11 protein-coding genes are annotated in these 17,337 nt (G+C 49.1%); 7 read left to right on the top strand and 4 right to left on the bottom strand.

Going from position 1 to position 17,337, the window contains the following annotated elements; genetic code table 11:
• The first annotated feature begins 16 nt into the window (after positions 1–16).
• The 3 genes from B4E62_RS16515 to B4E62_RS16505 all read left to right on the top strand — a co-directional run bounded on the left by B4E62_RS16515 (position 17) and on the right by B4E62_RS16505 (position 3,389).
• Positions 17–724 carry a SapC family protein gene (locus tag B4E62_RS16515; RefSeq protein ID WP_331352813.1) on the top strand — a complete coding sequence of 236 codons (708 nt, stop codon included), beginning with the start codon at positions 17–19 and terminating at the stop codon, positions 722–724.
• Positions 717–1,418 (top strand): DUF6445 family protein, encoded by a 702-nt coding sequence (locus tag B4E62_RS16510; protein WP_331352812.1) that lies wholly within the window; start codon positions 717–719, stop codon positions 1,416–1,418. Before B4E62_RS16515 ends, B4E62_RS16510 begins: the two co-directional genes overlap by 8 nt.
• A 303-nt stretch (positions 1,419–1,721) precedes the next feature.
• Positions 1,722–3,389: a cellulase family glycosylhydrolase gene (locus tag B4E62_RS16505; RefSeq protein ID WP_331352811.1), complete on the top strand. Its 1,668-nt coding sequence runs from the start codon at positions 1,722–1,724 to the stop codon at positions 3,387–3,389.
• Between the two features lie 101 nt (positions 3,390–3,490).
• Here the strand turns inward: B4E62_RS16505 and B4E62_RS16500 are convergent, their stop codons facing one another.
• The 3 genes from B4E62_RS16500 to B4E62_RS16490 form a co-directional block, all read right to left on the bottom strand.
• A complete protein-coding gene (locus tag B4E62_RS16500) occupies positions 3,491–5,731 on the bottom strand; it encodes a sugar-binding protein (protein ID WP_331352810.1) in 2,241 nt (746 codons plus the stop codon).
• 251 nt (positions 5,732–5,982) lie between these two features.
• Complete coding sequence (locus tag B4E62_RS16495) at positions 5,983–6,723, bottom strand: LytTR family DNA-binding domain-containing protein (protein ID WP_331352809.1); 741 nt, start codon at positions 6,721–6,723, stop codon at positions 5,983–5,985.
• A gap of 49 nt (positions 6,724–6,772) precedes the next feature.
• Positions 6,773–7,900 (bottom strand): sensor histidine kinase, encoded by a 1,128-nt coding sequence (locus B4E62_RS16490; protein ID WP_310068010.1) that lies wholly within the window; start codon positions 7,898–7,900, stop codon positions 6,773–6,775.
• Positions 7,901–8,056: 156 nt separating this feature from the next.
• Here B4E62_RS16490 and argH point away from each other — a divergent pair, with 156 nt between their 5' ends.
• The 4 genes from argH (at position 8,057) to B4E62_RS16470 (ending at position 16,072) form a co-directional block, all read left to right on the top strand.
• Complete coding sequence (gene argH / locus B4E62_RS16485) at positions 8,057–9,457, top strand: argininosuccinate lyase (RefSeq protein WP_349681261.1); 1,401 nt, start codon at positions 8,057–8,059, stop codon at positions 9,455–9,457.
• A 253-nt stretch (positions 9,458–9,710) separates the two neighbouring features.
• Positions 9,711–12,470 carry a PAS domain-containing hybrid sensor histidine kinase/response regulator gene (locus tag B4E62_RS16480; protein WP_331352808.1) on the top strand — a complete coding sequence of 920 codons (2,760 nt, stop codon included), beginning with the start codon at positions 9,711–9,713 and terminating at the stop codon, positions 12,468–12,470.
• A 5-nt stretch (positions 12,471–12,475) separates the two neighbouring features.
• Positions 12,476–15,496 (top strand): class I adenylate cyclase, encoded by a 3,021-nt coding sequence (locus B4E62_RS16475; protein ID WP_331352807.1) that lies wholly within the window; start codon positions 12,476–12,478, stop codon positions 15,494–15,496.
• A gap of 159 nt (positions 15,497–15,655) precedes the next feature.
• Complete coding sequence (locus tag B4E62_RS16470; RefSeq protein WP_331352806.1) at positions 15,656–16,072, top strand: hypothetical protein; 417 nt, start codon at positions 15,656–15,658, stop codon at positions 16,070–16,072.
• Between the two features lie 61 nt (positions 16,073–16,133).
• Here B4E62_RS16470 and B4E62_RS16465 read toward each other — a convergent pair whose 3' ends face one another.
• On the bottom strand, positions 16,134–17,258 hold the full coding sequence (locus B4E62_RS16465) for a hypothetical protein (protein ID WP_331352805.1): 1,125 nt from the start codon (positions 17,256–17,258) through the stop codon (positions 16,134–16,136).
• Positions 17,259–17,337: the final 79 nt, after the last annotated feature.

The following is a 17,337-nucleotide window of genomic DNA, read 5'->3' as shown; positions in this document are numbered from 1 at the left end:
ACGCACGGAAAATCCTATGAGCAATTTTGTTGCCCTCCATAACCAACACCATCAACAGCTGCGTATCGATACCCAACTGATCGAATCCCTCGGCGCCACCAATAATATGGTGCCGGTAGTGATCAGCGAATTTTTGCGTTTGGTAGTGCACTACCCGATTGTGTTTACCAAAAGTAGTGAGACGGGCAATTTTTTGTGCGTTGCGCTGCTGGGGTTCGAAAGCGGTGAAAATTTATTCTGGAACAACAATCAATGGCAGAGCATTTACACTCCGCTCAATATCATGCGCCAGCCATTTTTTATCGGGCATGAAAATAACCAGGCGCTGATTTGTATCGACACTGATAGCCACACCTTAACAACCGGGCAAGGTGAAGCGATTTTTGATTCAACCGGAAAAGAGACTGACTATCTGCAAAAAATAAAAGCGCGCCTCGCCGAATTACTTGAGGGTGAAAAACATACGCAGGAATTTATAAAAGCTTTGCTCGCCCTGAATTTGATTATGCCCATGGCATTGGACATAAGCTTTGCCAACGCACAACAACAGCGAGTGCAAGGTTTGTATACGATTAACGAAGAACGTTTGGCGCAATTGGATGCAACCCAACTGGTCACACTGCAACAACAGGGTTATTTACAACCCATCTACACCATGGTCGCCTCGCTGGGGCAGATCTACGCACTGATCCAAAAAAAGAATGAGCGCTTGGATAATGCATGAGTTAACCAGCCAACAAAAAATTCGCGTAGAACTTATCGGGCAGGAACAAAACCCGCTGCTGATTATCGATAATTTTTTTGCAACGCCGGAACAGTTAGTGGAGCAAGCTTGCACTGAGCCCAGTTTTATCGCACAGGCGAGCGATTTTTATCCCGGCCTGCGCAAAACCATTACAGGGGATTATCCCGCGCAGAGTTTGCGCGCCCTAACCCTCTTGATGCGCGAGACATTTGCCATAGCCGCAGAGCGCATGGCAGAACTGAGCCTGTGCGCATTTTCCCTCACCACCACACCGCCGGAAAAATTGCGCCCGATCCAATCGGTGCCTCATATCGACACCCACGACCCACTACAGTTTGCGATGGTGCATTACCTGTGTGCCGAATCTTATGGCGGAACCTCTTTTTATCGCCATCGCAGTACCGGGTTTGAAACCATCACTCAAGAAAGATTTACCAATTACTTTAAAATTCTCAAACAAGAAGTGATCAACGAACAGCAAACCCGATTCAACTACATCAACGGCGATACCAATCTGTTTGAACGCATCTACCAAATGCCCGTGGTATTTAATCGCGCGATTATTTACCGCAGCAATCAACTACATTCAGGCGATATCAACCTGCAATCGGGGCTTAGTACTGATCCGCGTACAGGGCGCCTTACCGCAAACAGCTTTTTTTCTTTCACCTGAACATCAATCCAGTCTGAAGCTCCCCGATCAGTTCCCTAACCAGAACCAGCTCGCATTTTTGGGAGCTGCACAAGTTTACCCACGCACGGGGGCTTGTTAGAGCCTCACCATAGGCATATCATGTAACCGATTACAAAGCAGCTCGCACCCACAGCAAATAACAACAGGCCTGCACTCCTCCAGCAGACCATCGGGCGGCACAAGAGTAATTGTCCGGCAGCTATGTAGTCGCCTCCATCCAACGATAAAACTTATTTGCAGCAAAAAAGCCGCAGGGTTGTTTGCTGCCCAAAGGAAACCACTATGAAAAACCTGACGACACCCAAACACCATTTACTGAAAAAAACGGCGCTGGCCTTAATCGCATCCGCCATGATCGCTCCGGCCTTTGCAGGCTGGACACTCAACGGCACCCAAGTCCTTGACCCCAATGGCAATAAGTTTGTCTTTCGCGGTGTTAACCATGCGCACACCTGGTTTTCCGACCGCCTCAACCAATCGCTAAAAGATATTGCAGCAACCGGCGCTAACTCGGTGCGCGTGGTGCTGAGCAACGGCACCCAGTGGACGCGCAATAACGGCGCTGATGTAACCAATGTGATCAACCAATGTAAGGCCAATAAACTGGTTTGCGTATTGGAAGTACACGATTCCACCGGTTATGGCGAAAGTGCGGCCGCGGCCCATATCAGCCGTGCGACCGAGTATTGGTTGAGTTCGGACATCAAAGCGGCGATCACCGGCCAGGAGGATTACGTAATCGTTAATATCGCTAACGAACCCTTTGGCAACAGTACCTCAGCAGCGACCTATACCGCCGACCATATCACCGCCATACGTGCGTTGCGCAGCGGCGGGCTGACTCACATGCTGATGGTGGATGCAGCCAACTGGGGCCAGGATTGGTCAAACGCCATGCGCGATAACGCGCCGAGCATACTGGCGGCAGATACACTGAAAAATACGATTTTCTCGGTGCATATGTACGAGGTGTATAACAACGCGAGCATCGTGCAGAGCTATCTGAATAGTTTCCAAACCCGTGGATTGGCGGTGGTAGTCGGTGAATTCGGCGCCGAGCACAGTGGCAGCAATGTCGCAGAAGAGGCCATTTTGCAGTACGCACAGGATATGGGAATCGGCTATCTGGGTTGGAGCTGGTCAGGCAATGGTAGCTGCTGTGTGCAGTTGGATATTGTTAACAACTGGAATGCCGGATCACTGAGCACCTGGGGTAACTACCTGATCAACAGCACCAACGGCATTAAAGCCACCTCCAAATTGGCGACTAATTTCGGCGGTGCGACTAGCAGCGCCGCCAGCAGTATTCGATCAAGTGTTGCGCCAAGCTCGTCGTCTGCACCTTCATCGATTGCACCCACCTCATCCAGTCGCTCAAGCACGCCGTCATCAGTCGCCAACGGCGGAACCTGTAATTGGTATGGCAATCGCTACCCGATTTGTGAAACCACCGCGAGCGGTTGGGGCTGGGAGAATCAACAGAGTTGTGTTGGGCGCACCAGTTGCGCGGCGCTGCCTGCACCTTGGGGTATTGAAGGAGGTACAACATCCAGCACTGCGCCAAGTTCTATTCCCGCATCGAGCAGCAGAAGCAGTGTTGCACCAAGCTCGGTACCTGCATCAAGCAGAGCTTCCAGTAGCACCGCCACTACCGGCGGTGTGAGCTGTACTTATGTGGTGAGCAATTCCTGGGGCTCAGGTTTTACCGGTGCAATCCGCGTGACCAATACCGGTACCAGCACCAAATCCGGTTGGACTGCGACCTGGCAGTATTCCGGTAGCAACCGCATCACCAGTTCATGGAATGCGACGCTCAGCGGCAGCAATCCCTATACAGCTACCGGGGCGAGTTGGAACAGCACCATAGGCGCGGGCCAAACCGTTGAATTTGGTTTTCAGGCCAACACCAATGGCGGCGGCGTGGAAACACCGGCAGTGACCTGTCGTTAATTTTTTACGTCAAAACAATCTACTCGTTAAAAAAAACAAACCCCCACGGTTGCTCGCGGGGGTTTGTTTTTTCGCATCATACGTTGTACTACGCTAACAAATTATTCAACCAGACGTAGCGAGCCAAATACACTCGCATCCTGATAACCCTGGTTATTTTTATGACCCTGGGTATTCACTGAGCCCATCATGCTTTCACGCTGCGGACTGCCGTCGTTATCGATATAGCAGGCTGAAAAACCCATCAACTTGCCGCTGAATAACTTGAGGGGGGTATTAGCTTTCCAATCTGCATAATCTTCGCCGTAGATACGAACCCGCAATTCCCAACTATGCTTGCTGCCATTGCTAACCAGACGACTGGTGACGTGATCGTTCAGCAATTTCGGCCCCGAAGTGGTGTAATCCACCACATCGCCATAGGTGCTGATGTGATAGGCCCACGCACCAGTGTTGTAACCGTGTTGGCCACCATTTTTGTTTTCGTCGATAAACAGCTCCACTGTGTCATCTTCCCAATAGCGATCCAGCGCATCTCGCACACCGTCATAGATACGATCGTCGGTCACATCAAACAACAAGTAGAGATAATCCTCGTCCCACAGGGCTTTATAACGGCCACTGTAATCCTGTGCTGATGGATTAGATTGAGTACCCAGCCAGAACACATCGATCGGTGCCCAGGCAGTACGCTCCCACACAACATCGGCATTGCCATCAATGACTGGCGCCGTCGTTGCGCGCGGCGCATTGTAGTGATTGGGGATACTGCTCACACTGGAAGCACTGGAGATCGCCAGGCTGGACGGCGCAGAACTTGAAGCAACCGAACTGGATCTGGCCGAACTTGATGGTGCCGGACAAGCAGCTGCCGAGGTTGCTCCCGCTGAACTACCTGGGCAAACAGTCGCAGAGCGCGCACTCGAAGAAACCAAGCTTGAAGATGCAAGGCTCGACGCACTGCCTAGCGTGACAATCTGGGTAGTGCGGTTGCCAAATAGACTCTGACCGGATGCTCCCAACTCGACCGTATAAGTGCCTGCCGCTGCATAGGTATGCTCTGCTAATACGCCCGCCACACGAGCGCTGCCATCACCAAAATCCCAGGACAAACCAGTGGTTCCTGTCGATTTTCGACCATCCACATAAATTTTGTTGCCTTCGAGTCGATAGGTAAATTGCGGCTGCGGGAACACATCAAACACCGTGCCGCAGAGGCCACCGGCCGTGATTTGGCGGGTATCCTTCAATTCACCATCGCTGACAGTGACCGTCACCAGTGCGGATTGGCTTGTCGTTTGATCAGGCAAACAATCGGTGAAACTGGTACGCGCATCGCCGATATAGGCGCCATTGCCAAAATCCCACTCATATGACAGCGGGACACCCTCGGGGTCGAATGACGCTGTGGCATATGCAACGATAGAACGATTCTCACGCGCCGCTGATATCATCGCAATGGGCGCCTGATTCCCCGCTACCGGTTGCACAGTGAACTTTTTCGAGACCCGGACTGTTGCTCCGCGCCTATCCCAAATCTCCAGGGTCACCGAGTATTCACCAGGGGTTTGATAGGTATTCCATACCGAGGGATAAAAAATGGTGGGTTTCTCTGGATCGCCAGTATAAATTTTATAGGAGATAGGTCCCTCAGCATCGGTGGACTTGCTGCCGTCAATAAAGACTGTCATACCATGGACAGTCACGTCCAGCACGGCTACCGGTGGAGTATTCGGCTCAACCGAGCTGGCGCTCGAGCTGCTCGGAATAGCAGGGTTGCTTGATGTAGTTGATGCACTACTGGATGGAATCGAACTACTGCTAAGACTCAATCCGTAAGAGCTCCTAGAGCGACTCGACATGCTTGATGAACTGATCGACATGCGCGACGAACTGAACGCTGAAGTAATAACGCTGCGGCTAGTGCTAGAACTACTTGAACTGCCCGGTGCGTTCGAGCAAACAGTGCCAGTGACCACCGGGCGCTGCGCCGGGCTGTTGGCTACACCTTTATTGCCTTGCACACCAAATTCTACAGACTGGCCAGGGTTAATCTGGTTATTCCAGCCAACACCAGTTGCACTGTAAGGATTGCTACCACTGAAATTGGCGTTCCACCCACCGGTGCGGGTAGAACCGTCGCTATAGGCCCAATTAACCGACCAGCCATTTATAGCGGTATTGGTGTCGTTGGTAATACGAATGGCGGCCACGAAACCAGTATTCCAATCGCTTTGAACGAGATATTCACAACGCGCAGCAAAACTGCCAGGCGCCTGCAACGTTAAGCCGGCACCGAGCAGTAATGCAGATTGCCGTAATAATTTATTAAAGATATTCATTGTTCCCTCGACGATAAGTAAATTGAGCGCTTGCCCCGGATGGGGAAAAAAGCGTTACATTGTCGAGGGTAATGCGCCATAAAAAAGTGCAGTGATCACTCTTTGCCAATTGGTGGCGTTCAATTCAAATAAATTTTGCGTAAACATTTTTGGTAGCAATGATTGCAGATGATCAACCATAAAAATTGCACAAACTTATCAACCACTAACAAAATGAATCATTGCAAGAAGAGGAAACACTAAAAATCGAATCAAATCATTTTGAGCAAAGCTTTTAAATCACTCACATGGCGACGGCTAATCACCGGACGTAATTCTGTATCCGCCAAGCGCACTTGATACTGCCCCTGCGCATTGCGCTCCAGCGCCTCAATATGTTTTACCGACACCAGTGAATTGCGATGCACGCGCACAAAGCGCGCACCAAACTCTTCCTCTAATTCTTTTAAAGTTTCATCAAGTAGGTGCTCACCTGCGCGATGATAAACCGTGACATATTTGTGATCGGCGAGAAAATAGCGAACATCCTCAAGTGAAATTAATTCAACCCCGCGTCGCGTTTTCGCAGTAATGTGAGTGCGCTGATTTTCCGATTTGGGCTTGTTGTCTTTTTGTGCGGCAACGCGTTGGATTTTGTTGAGCTTTTGCGCTTTCTCCAACACCTGTAACAACTGCTCGGCTTTTACCGGTTTGAGCAAATACCCCACGGCGTTGGTACCAAACGCATCCAGCGCATACTGATCAAACGCAGTGCAAAAAATCACTGCCGGCGCATCTTCCAATTCGGCAATATCCTGCGCCAGGCTTAAGCCATCGCGACCCGGCATACGAATATCCAGCAAGACGATATCCGGATCATGTTGAGTGATGGCGACCAACGCGTCCTCAGCATTGTCTGCCTCAGCAACAACAGAGAATCCTTCGATTTTTTCCACCATGCGCAGCAACCGCTGGCGTGCGAGGACTTCATCATCAACAATTAAAATATCCATCGTTATTGTCTCAGTCTTTTAGTTGTAGTCGCTATTAATGTTATGGAGATTACAGGGTTAACGGACAAAAAATGTAAGTGGTAAAGACACCATTTTCCGCACTACTGGATAAGCGCGCTGCCGTGCCGAAATGGGCAGTCAATCGGCGGCGAATATTGTCCAACGCCATGCGGTTGTGACGCGCCGATGCATCACTATGATGATTATTTCTTTTCACCAACAAATAGGGATTGGAGATAACGATGCTGAGCTGCTTATCATTTTGCGATACCTTGACGGTAATTTTCCCCCCTTTGGGCAGCGGTTCTATTCCGTGAAAAATTGCATTCTCCACCAGCGGTTGCATCATCAAACTGGGAATTTTTATCGCCGGGTTGCAACTGCTAACTTGCCAATCCAATTGCAAACGACGCCCCAAGCGCAGCTGTTCAATATCCAGATAATGTTTGCACAATTCCAATTCGCGACCCAATGGAATTAATGTAGGCTCGGCGAGGCTGGCGCGAAATAATTCAGAGAGATCTTCCACTACGCGCTCGGCGGTGTCCGGATCAGTTGCAATTAAACTGGCGATTGAATTCATACTGTTAAATAAAAAGTGCGGCCGAATACGCGATTGCAGCGCCTGGATACGCGCTTGCATTTCCGCTTGCTGTTGGTTGCGCAACTGCTGCTGCAAGTATAAATAGCGCAGCAAAATGCCCGATAAAATCGCCGCGATAACCATGTTGTTCAACAGCAGCCAGCCATCAAAATGGAATTCCTGATCGCCCACAAACGCCATACCGCTGGCACCGTAAATAATCCACTGCCCCGCAATACACAGCACCAGTGTTATCGCCAATACCAACGCATAACTGACAACACCAGCGCGCACATGATTCTGCCTACCCAACCAAAAACGCAGGCGGCACAGAGCCACTGCGCTGAACACCACGATCCATTGCACCTGTACGGAAATTAACGCGAGCTTGTCCCAATTAAAATGCTGCAATCCGGATGAAGCGCTAATGGTCAGCAGCACGGCCAATAATTCCGCAACCAGTACGAGCAGAAAGACCGATTGGCTGCTACACAAATCCGGCAAAAACGGAGTGGCCGGCTCGGCCGGCGCCGGGCGCGGTGCCTTTTTCCTGGTAGTGGGGGCCTTGCTATTAGAGGCCTGGGAGCTGCTCATGAGCGTCTTCTTTAATCAGTGTTTAAATAAGCCTTTGGGCTATATAATGCGCGGCCTGCGGATCAGGGCAGCTTGCGTATTGATGTGCCGATACCAATGGTAGCCTAATCGCGCCCGACATCTCTTTCATTATTTCCAGTTTGTGGACACATGCTCATGAGCCAAAACGATCAGCCCATCAAACCCTGGGGCGGCCGCTTCAGTGAAGCCACCGACGCCTTTGTTGAGCGCTTTACCGCCTCCATTGGTTTTGATTACCGCCTCTATCATCACGATATCAACGGCTCCATCGCCCACGCTACCATGCTCGCCAAAGTTGGCGTGCTGACTGATGCCGAGCGCGACCAGATCATCACCGGGTTGGAAGAGATACGTGCAGAAATCGTTGCTGGCAAATTTACCTGGTCCATCAGCCTTGAAGATGTGCACATGAACATCGAAGCGCTGCTCACCCAACGCATCGGTATAACCGGCAAAAAACTGCATACCGGACGCTCGCGCAACGATCAAGTAGCCACCGACATCCGCCTGTATTTGCGCGACGAAATCGATGCAATCGCAAAAGAGTTGACCCGCCTGCAACAAGGTTTGCTGCAAGTGGCTGAAGCCAATGCCGATACCATCATGCCCGGCTTTACTCATTTGCAAACTGCCCAGCCAGTGACTTTTGGTCATCATTTATTGGCCTGGTTTGAAATGTTGCAGCGCGATTATGGCCGCCTGATGGATTGCCGCAAGCGTGTAAACCAATCGCCCTTGGGCGCCGCTGCGCTCGCCGGCACAACTTACCCCATCGACCGCGCTTACACCGCGCAACTGTTGGGTTTTGATGCACCAACCGAAAACTCACTCGACTCAGTCAGCGACCGCGACTTCGCCATCGAATTTGCCGCCTTCGCCAGCATCCTGATGATGCATTTGTCACGCGCGAGCGAAGAGCTGGTGCTCTGGACTTCATCGCAATTCAGCTTCATCGATTTACCGGATCGCTTCTGCACCGGCTCCTCGATCATGCCGCAAAAGAAAAACCCGGACGTGCCTGAGTTGGTGCGCGGCAAAACCGGCCGCGTGTATGGTCACCTCACGGCGCTTTTGACTCTGATGAAATCCCAACCTTTGGCCTATAACAAAGACAATCAGGAAGACAAAGAGCCAGTGTTTGATGCCATCGATACCGTAAAAGATTGCCTGCGCGCTTTCGCGGATATGATCCCGGCGATCCAACCGCGCAAAGAGAAAATGTACGAAGCAGCCAAACGCGGCTTCTCCACCGCTACCGATTTAGCGGATTACGTCGTGCGTCGCGGCGTACCCTTCCGCGATGCGCACGAGATTGTCGGCAAATCAGTGGCTTACGGTGTACAGACTGGCAAGGATTTGTCCGAGATGAGCTTGGCCGAGCTACAACAATTCTCAAATGTAATCGAGCAAGATGTGTTTGCAGTGTTGACCTTAGAAGGTTCTGTTGCCGCGCGCAACCACATCGGCGGAACCGCACCAGCGCAGGTTAAAGCTGCCGTTGGTCGCGCCAAAGCGAGCCTTGAAAGCCGGAAATAAACATCGCTCTTAACAAGCCGCGCATTGCATTCAATGCGCGGCTTTTTTAATTTTTATAATTCAATCAGTTACCGGACAAAACATAATTAAGGTCAAGCGCTTGATCTCAATTGTGCCCTACTCCTCTCTCGCCGACGCCAAACTCGTCATTTTATTCCCTCCAATTGCTGGTATTCGCACCAACATGGGCTAGCCTTTAAGTCTGGCAGCTTGTTTTTTGTCCAGATAAATACCGAGACGCGAATAAAAGGATATGGGTAAAAAATCATTGCATTCAGAAGAGTCTGAAGAGGCGCTGGCAGCTAAAATTTTGCTGCTGGAGGAGGAACTCGCGTCGCTAAAACAGTCGCTGCAAGCGCAACATGCCATCCGCCAACTGCGCGCTTCGGCCGCCGGAGACTATGGCAACGATGAGCAGGATGCACCTGCGCCCAGCCTTGGCACCAAGGGTAAAGCAACCGAAGGGCCGATTTTCGATGAAAGCTGGGTGATGGAAACACTCAAGTTTTTAGTCAAACAACAGCACTCATCCAGCCCCTTACAAGTATTGGCGCAAGTCGGTAAATTGTTGGACCTGCGCGAGATTGGCCTTTGGGGCTGGGACGCACACTCCGCCAGTGTGAGTTTATTGAACCAATGGGCTGCACAAGATTTGAGCGATACCACCCGACAACGCTTGCAACATCCGGATTGGCTCTACTTCCTGCTCAAACCGGAGTCCAGCTACTTTCGCCAGCTGCGCGATGGCAATGCGCTCGCCCTCACCGCGACCGACCACGATTTGGCCGAAGCCACCCAAGGCTTGCGTGCACTGGATATTTACAACAGCCTGATTATCCCCCTGTGCGAGCAGGCCCAATTGCGCGGTTTTATGACCCTACACCGCGACAACCCGCGCACCTGGCACGCGCAGGACACCAAAGCGCTCACTAGCCTGCTCGCCTGGTTATTCCGCTTTATGCACCAGCACGAACAATTGCGCGTAATGGTTGACCGCGACACCCGCTACCAATACGCAATGGAAGCAACCAATGACGGCCTTTGGGATTGGAATTTATTAACCAACAAAATTTATTTCAGCCGCAGCTATCTGCGCATGCTGGGTTACGATTACGAAGACTTACCCGGGAACCTCGATACCCTGCGCGATTATTTTGTTCACCCGGATGATGTGGACACCATGCTCGGCGAGTACCAATCCGCTATCGACAATCGACAAGAATCTTTGCAATTACAATTTCGCATGTTACATCGCGATGGCAATATTATTTGGGTTCATTCCAAAGCGAAATTTTTTGAACCCGATCATCAGGGCCACGCCAGCCGCTGCGTGGGAGTGAATACCGATATTTCCGATTTTATGACCTCGCGCGAAGAGCTGCTCAGTGCCAAAGCTCAAGCCGACCTCGCTAGCAAAACCAAAAGCGAATTCCTCGCACGCGTCAGCCATGAAATCCGCACACCGATGAATGCCATTATCGGCATCGGTTATTTGATGCAAGATACGCAGCTCGATGAACAGCAGCAGAGTTATCTTACCAGCATCAATTCAGCGGCCGACTCGCTCTTGCAAATCATTAACCAGCTGCTCGACTTCTCCAAAATTGAAGCGGGGCGGGTCATTCTGGAATATGCCCATTTTGATCTAGACCAATTATTTGAAAAAATTTCGCGGCTGTTTGAAATCAGTGCACTGCATCGCTCGGTTAATATTGTGTACGACATTAAACCCGAAGTGCCGCGCTTCCTGCGCGGTGACGCCTCGCGCCTGAGCCAAATCCTCGGTCACTTGATCAGCAATGCATTTCAATATTCCAATACCAACCAAGTCATAGTGCGAGTGGTGCGCAAAAGCCAAACCAGCAGACAAGTCGTGCTCGAATTCAGCGTTGAAGATGCCGGCTTGGGAATGACCGAAGAAAAGTTGACGCATATCAAAGAGCGCCTGGTCTTTAACAAAAATACACCGGAAACCGAAAAAAATACTTACGGTCTAGGTATCTGCAGCCACCTTGTACATTTAATGCAGGGCGACTTTAGCATCGATTCCAGCCTGAACAAAGGCTGCAAAGTCACCTTCAGTGCCGCGTTTGAACACAGTCATCTGGGTGAAAAAACATTGATCAACCATCCGCGCGATTTGAATAATATCCGCGCGCTAATTGTTGATGACAATACAATTGCACGCACGATTATCGCGAGTACTGCGCGCAGTATTCACTTGCAAGTCGATGAAATAGATAACCCCATCGCTGCCATAGAGCGTATTCGCCAAGCCGATAATTTAGGCCAGCCCTATCATTTTATACTACTCGACTATCGCATGCCCAATATGAATGGTTTGCAGCTCACTGGCCTGATTAAATCTGACCGCAGCCTCAAACAAAAACCGCGTGTATTTTTAATTTCCGCTTACCATCGCGATGAAATTTCCAGCGCTGACCCCAATGCCATTTTAGTCGATGAGTTTTTAAGTAAACCGGTGAGCGAATCGCGCCTGTTCGATGCCATCAGCCAAGCGATTGGGCGCGAACAATTGCTGCAAGACATCAGCCCGAAAATTATTACTCCAACGGATATTGAAGAATTATTGGAAAATGCGCGCATCCTGATTGCTGAAGACAATATCGTCAATCAACAAGTCATCCGCGGCATTCTGAAAAAGAAAAAAATAACCACCGTTATTGCGACCAATGGCATTGAAGCCCTGAAATTATTGGAAGCTACCAGTGAACCCTTTGATGCCATATTAATGGATCTGGAAATGCCGGAAATGGATGGCTTGGAAGCGACACGGCGCATTCGTGCGGGACAATTGCGCGCGAATAATTTGCAACAAAACATTCCCATTGTCGCTGTTACGGCGCAGGCGATGCGTGGTGATCGCGAGCGCTGTTTAGCGGCGGGCATGAACGGCTATATATCCAAACCGGTCAATCCGGAATTACTCTACACCACCCTCGCCGATATTTTGCGCAAGAAAAAAGTCACTAACGGCAATTCGCACCACTAAGGCCTATGTATTCACGTCCAATAGACATACACGATATCGATGAAGGCGTTGATCGCAAACAACTCAATCAACTCAAGCAGCGGTTCCTGGATTTAAACCAACTGCGCCACCAGCGCACATGTGCAGCGCTGCCTGAACGCCAGCAACAATTTTTGCAAGTGCTGCCGCTCTTATTTCACGTTAACCATCCCATGTTGCCGGGTTACATTTCCCACAGTACACCTGCTGGTGTCTATCACTATACACCCGGCAATGATGAATTGCGGTTAGCAAAAATTCTCGCGCGCAGTTTTCAATATAATCGCGACCTCACTGAAAAAAACATGGCGATAGACGCGCTGTTTATTATGGGCAGTGTCGGCACTATTGCGCAGAGCGATTCAAGTGACCTGGATGTTTGGGTATGCCATAGCCTTACTGAAGACGATGCATTTTTATCCGAGCTGGAGCGCAAATGCCAACTGATTAGCCAGTGGGCAGCAGTGCAGATCCATTTTGAAGTGCATTTTTTTTTAATGCGCAGCGGTGAATTCTCCAGTCGGCGCTCCCAATGTTTGAGTAGTGAAGCCAGCGGTTCAGCGCAGCATTATTTATTGCTCGATGAATTCTATCGCACCGCCCTGTGGCTGGCGGGCAAAATTCCGCTCTGGTGGTTTATTCCCGCATCACAAGAACACCATTACAACAGCTATCGCGATAAACTATTAGGAAAGCGTTTTCTCAAGCGCGAAGATATTATCGACTTTGGTGGCTTGCCATCCATTCCTGCTAATGAATTTATTGGTGCTGGTATTTGGCAACTCTACAAGGCGATTGAATCACCCTACAAATCGGTATTGAAATTATTGTTGCTGGAAGTCTATGCCAACAGCGAGCTGGAAACAGAAATTGTTACTGCAACAGCAGAACCGCAATTGTCCAGTGATGACACATCCCCGCAGATCAGTCTTTATCAAGATAGTATTAACGCAGCACTCAGCCATCCGGAAGCAAACAACCAAAATCCCGATAAAAAACCAGCTAGTCATTTGCTCAATGGCGAACCACTAGCGCTCAGTTTTAAACGCGCGATTTACGCACAAGACCCGGACGCCGACGCGCTCGATCCCTACGTGATGGTGTATCGCCGCATTGAGCAGTATTTGCAAAAACACAATCAGTTACAGCGTCTCGATTTAGTGCGGCGCTGTTTTTATTTCAAGGTAAATAAACCCTTGTCGCGCACCAGCCGCCAACCCAACAAATCCTGGCAGCGGAAATTACTGGAGGAACTGGTAAAGAGTTGGCACTGGTCAGCACATCAATTACATATGCTCGACAACCGCGCCTATTGGAAAGCACCCCATGTCATTACCGAGCGTGCCTTACTGGTCAATGAACTCAACCACAGCTACCGCTTGCTGAGTGAATTGAGCAAACACCAGCAGACTGATATCGCCATCAGTAGCGATGAGTTAATGATTCTCGGACGCAAATTGCACGCGGCATTTGAACGCAAAGCAGGAAAAATTGAATGGATCAATCCGGGCATTTCGCGCGATTTAAGTGAAGACAACCTGTGTTTTATTCGCGAACAGAATGACAGTGGCGACAGTTGGCAAGTGGTGCGTGGTAGTCAAAATGATTTGGCGCTGCGCAATGTCGATGTGGAACCGATAAAACGCTCGCGCAGCTTATTGGAGTTATTGCTCTGGTGTCACGCCAATGAAATTTTGGCAAGCCATACCCATGTTGATATTATTGGCAAACAATTTTCACTCAGCGCCAGCCAAAAACAACAACTGATCCTCGCTCTGCAGCAATGGTTACCCACGCCATTGACTATTGAACACCATCAATTTACTCGCCCTGCGGTGATTGAGCAGCTATTAGTTATCGTCAACACCGGTGTTGAACCCCAAGCTGATTTGCATAAAAAAGGTATGCAAATGCTCAGCAGCCAACGCGATGCGCTGGGCTATAGCGGCTTGCGTGAAAACTTAGTGATTAACGCCGATATCATCCACATCAACTCCTGGGGTGAGTTAATCTGCCGCCATTATGCCAGCGATGCACTAATCAATTGCCTGCAACACTATTTCCGTTTGTTTCCCCCCGGCAAACAATTCAGCTTGCCTGAACTGAGTGTGCGCTGCTTTAGTAGTGGTCAGGGCAACAACATCGCCCAGCGGCTAACCGAATTGTGGCGCGACTTGATCAGCTGTTATTACTCAGGCACACGCCCGCGCAGCACACGTTATATTTTGGAAATGGGCGATGAATATCTACTCTTGCAATTTGTACAGCAACAATTGCAAATCCAGCGCTTTAAAAATTACGAAAATTTGTTAGCGCGGCTCGCGCAAGCGCAAATTGATTTCAGCCCCATAGTGATTGACCGCTATGGGTTGCGCGACAAACCTTTGCGCATCATTTGCGAACAGGTAAAACAACGCAGCATTACCGTATTTTATCAGCTGGAACGTACCCAGGCGCGCATTACTATTGTGGATGAAAAAGGCTCAGTGTTTACCACACTGACGGAATACCACAACCAACAGACACTCCTGCGGCCGCTGATCAATTTTATCAATGCGGCTATGCAGCGCCAATTATTGGATGGTGACCACACAGGCGCGCTGCCCGACACCAAAGATATTGCCATCTATGAATTAGTAGGCAATATCAAACAGCAGCAAGGCTATGCCGAGCGCCGGCAACTGCATAGCGACTTAAGTCAATTACATTTTATTAATATCAAAGCTATTGCTGAATTGGATGGCGACCAGCAGCTGCGTTTTACAATTTATTGCAATGAACAGGAATTTTCTGCGCTGGCTTATGGCGATGATTTATTTAAAGCAGTGGCCAGTTATATTGTTCGCCGGCGCCAACACAGCGAGCGCTATCCTTGCTACATTACTGACCTGGACTTATCCCTCTGCCACGACACCATTGCACAACAAACCGGAGTGCAACTTGGACATTACTTACAATTAAAATCCGAATTGGAAAATAAACTTAACGCTGCATTAAATGCGCTATAGAAATTCTGATTATTCCTGCAGTCAATAAATCCTCATCAACTATTAATTTTTGTTTAGACTCATCCGTTGTTTGCGCAACTCATGTACGTTTCATGCATAATCCAACCGCCATCCAGACTGGCCACAACTAAAATCCAAACACAACCGAGAGATATAACAATGAAAAAGATACTGACACTAATGGCAATAGCGATACTGGCACTAAGCCAATGGGTTAATGCCAACCCCAAAGCAACACTGACGGGGACCTGGGAGCTGGAATATGCGATTTACAAAAACCAAAAAAATGAAGTCGTCGGCGAAATAAAAGACAAAAGTACACTCTCCCGCAAAATATTATCCGAACAACACTTTGCGTTTATCACTTGGGACAAAAGTGGAAAATTTACCGTAGCTGCATCCGGCACTTATACTTTTAAAGGTGAAAACTATTCTGAGACGATTGATGTCACTTCCGAGGCCCGTCTTGTGGGAAAAACCTATCACTTTAATGGCGCAATTAAAAAAGATCTGTGGATTCACAAAGGTATGGAAGACGGGATATTGATTGAAGAACATTGGCGCCGCGTGCATTAAGTAAACTGGTCACTTGCCGATTCAGTATCGGCAAGTGACTATCTTTAGACAGCAACAACCTTTAATCACCTAAATAAAAATCGCTGCGCGCAACTTCTTTACCATTTACCTGAATTGCCAGCTGATGCATGCCCGCATAATAGCGGCGAGTAGTAATTGGTTTAAACGAGTGGTTTTTAGTAATTGCTATAGATTCATTGGCAGCAAGCATAATATTTTTTAATTTAAAGACCTTGGGCGCCAGCTTGCCGTTGGCTTTCATAAAATAAACAACATAATCTATTACCAAATTCTGCGCTTTCTTCCCACCCGTAATAGTACAAGAAAATCCAATTGAATCCCCTACTGCGATACGCTTTTTACTCAGCGTTATATCGCTCACAGTCACACTCGGTTTAGCTGCATAACCCAACAGTGGAAATACGCGCACATCACCCGCCTTAACCAAACTGCGCAGCGCGTGTTTTACAATCCAATCTGTATGTTCATTCGAATCAGTCAACCAGCGGTCGCACAGGTTAATCATCCACGCAGGATTATCTTTACTAATATCGTTGAGGTTATTCGCCACTGAACGGCGCACGTATAAACTCTCGTCTGTTTTTAGTTTTTCCAAAAGTCCAACCAGTGGCTCTGGATTTTTAATAAATTGCGGCAAGCGTATTCCCCAGGGCAAACGCGGCCGGGAACCTTCTGACGCAAGACGGCGCACATGCTCAGAGGGATGTTCGCACCACTCCAACAATTTTGCATAGGTGATATCAGTATGCTGCTGGATAAAAGGGCGGATCGCAAATTCGGCACTGAACATCGGTGTTAACTTTTCCAGTGTTTGTAGCGCCTCTTTCGGGTGTTGTAAACCGTGTGTAGCAACATAATCAATCAACGGCCAAGCCGCAAAACCAGCTTTATTATCCGCCGCACTTCCTCTATCCCATACGTCCGGTAAATCCTGTAAATACTCACTGAGTTTTTTAAACGGCAAATCGTAGTGACGATGCAACACCGCAATCAAGTGATGCACCCGCGCTTTTAATTCAAGCGCATCAAGACCGCACTCTGCATCTTTTTGAAATGCCTTGGCATTGAATCCCGGCACCACCAATGCAACAGATTTGGCGATGCGTTTAATTGCATGCCCCCCCAAACCATCTTTCATTAATGGACTTTTATCGGCATCGCTCACTGGTTATGTCTCCGACTCAAAATAACAAGTATAAAAAAAGCTGCTGCCAGGTTATGGCAGCAGCTTTTGTAAGCACATT

Source organism: Cellvibrio sp. UBA7671 (assembly GCA_002483145.1).
GTDB lineage: Bacteria > Pseudomonadota > Gammaproteobacteria > Pseudomonadales > Cellvibrionaceae > Cellvibrio > Cellvibrio fibrivorans.
The sequence above is the reverse complement of the archived record's forward strand: the minus strand, read 5'-3'. Positions and strand labels throughout refer to the sequence as shown.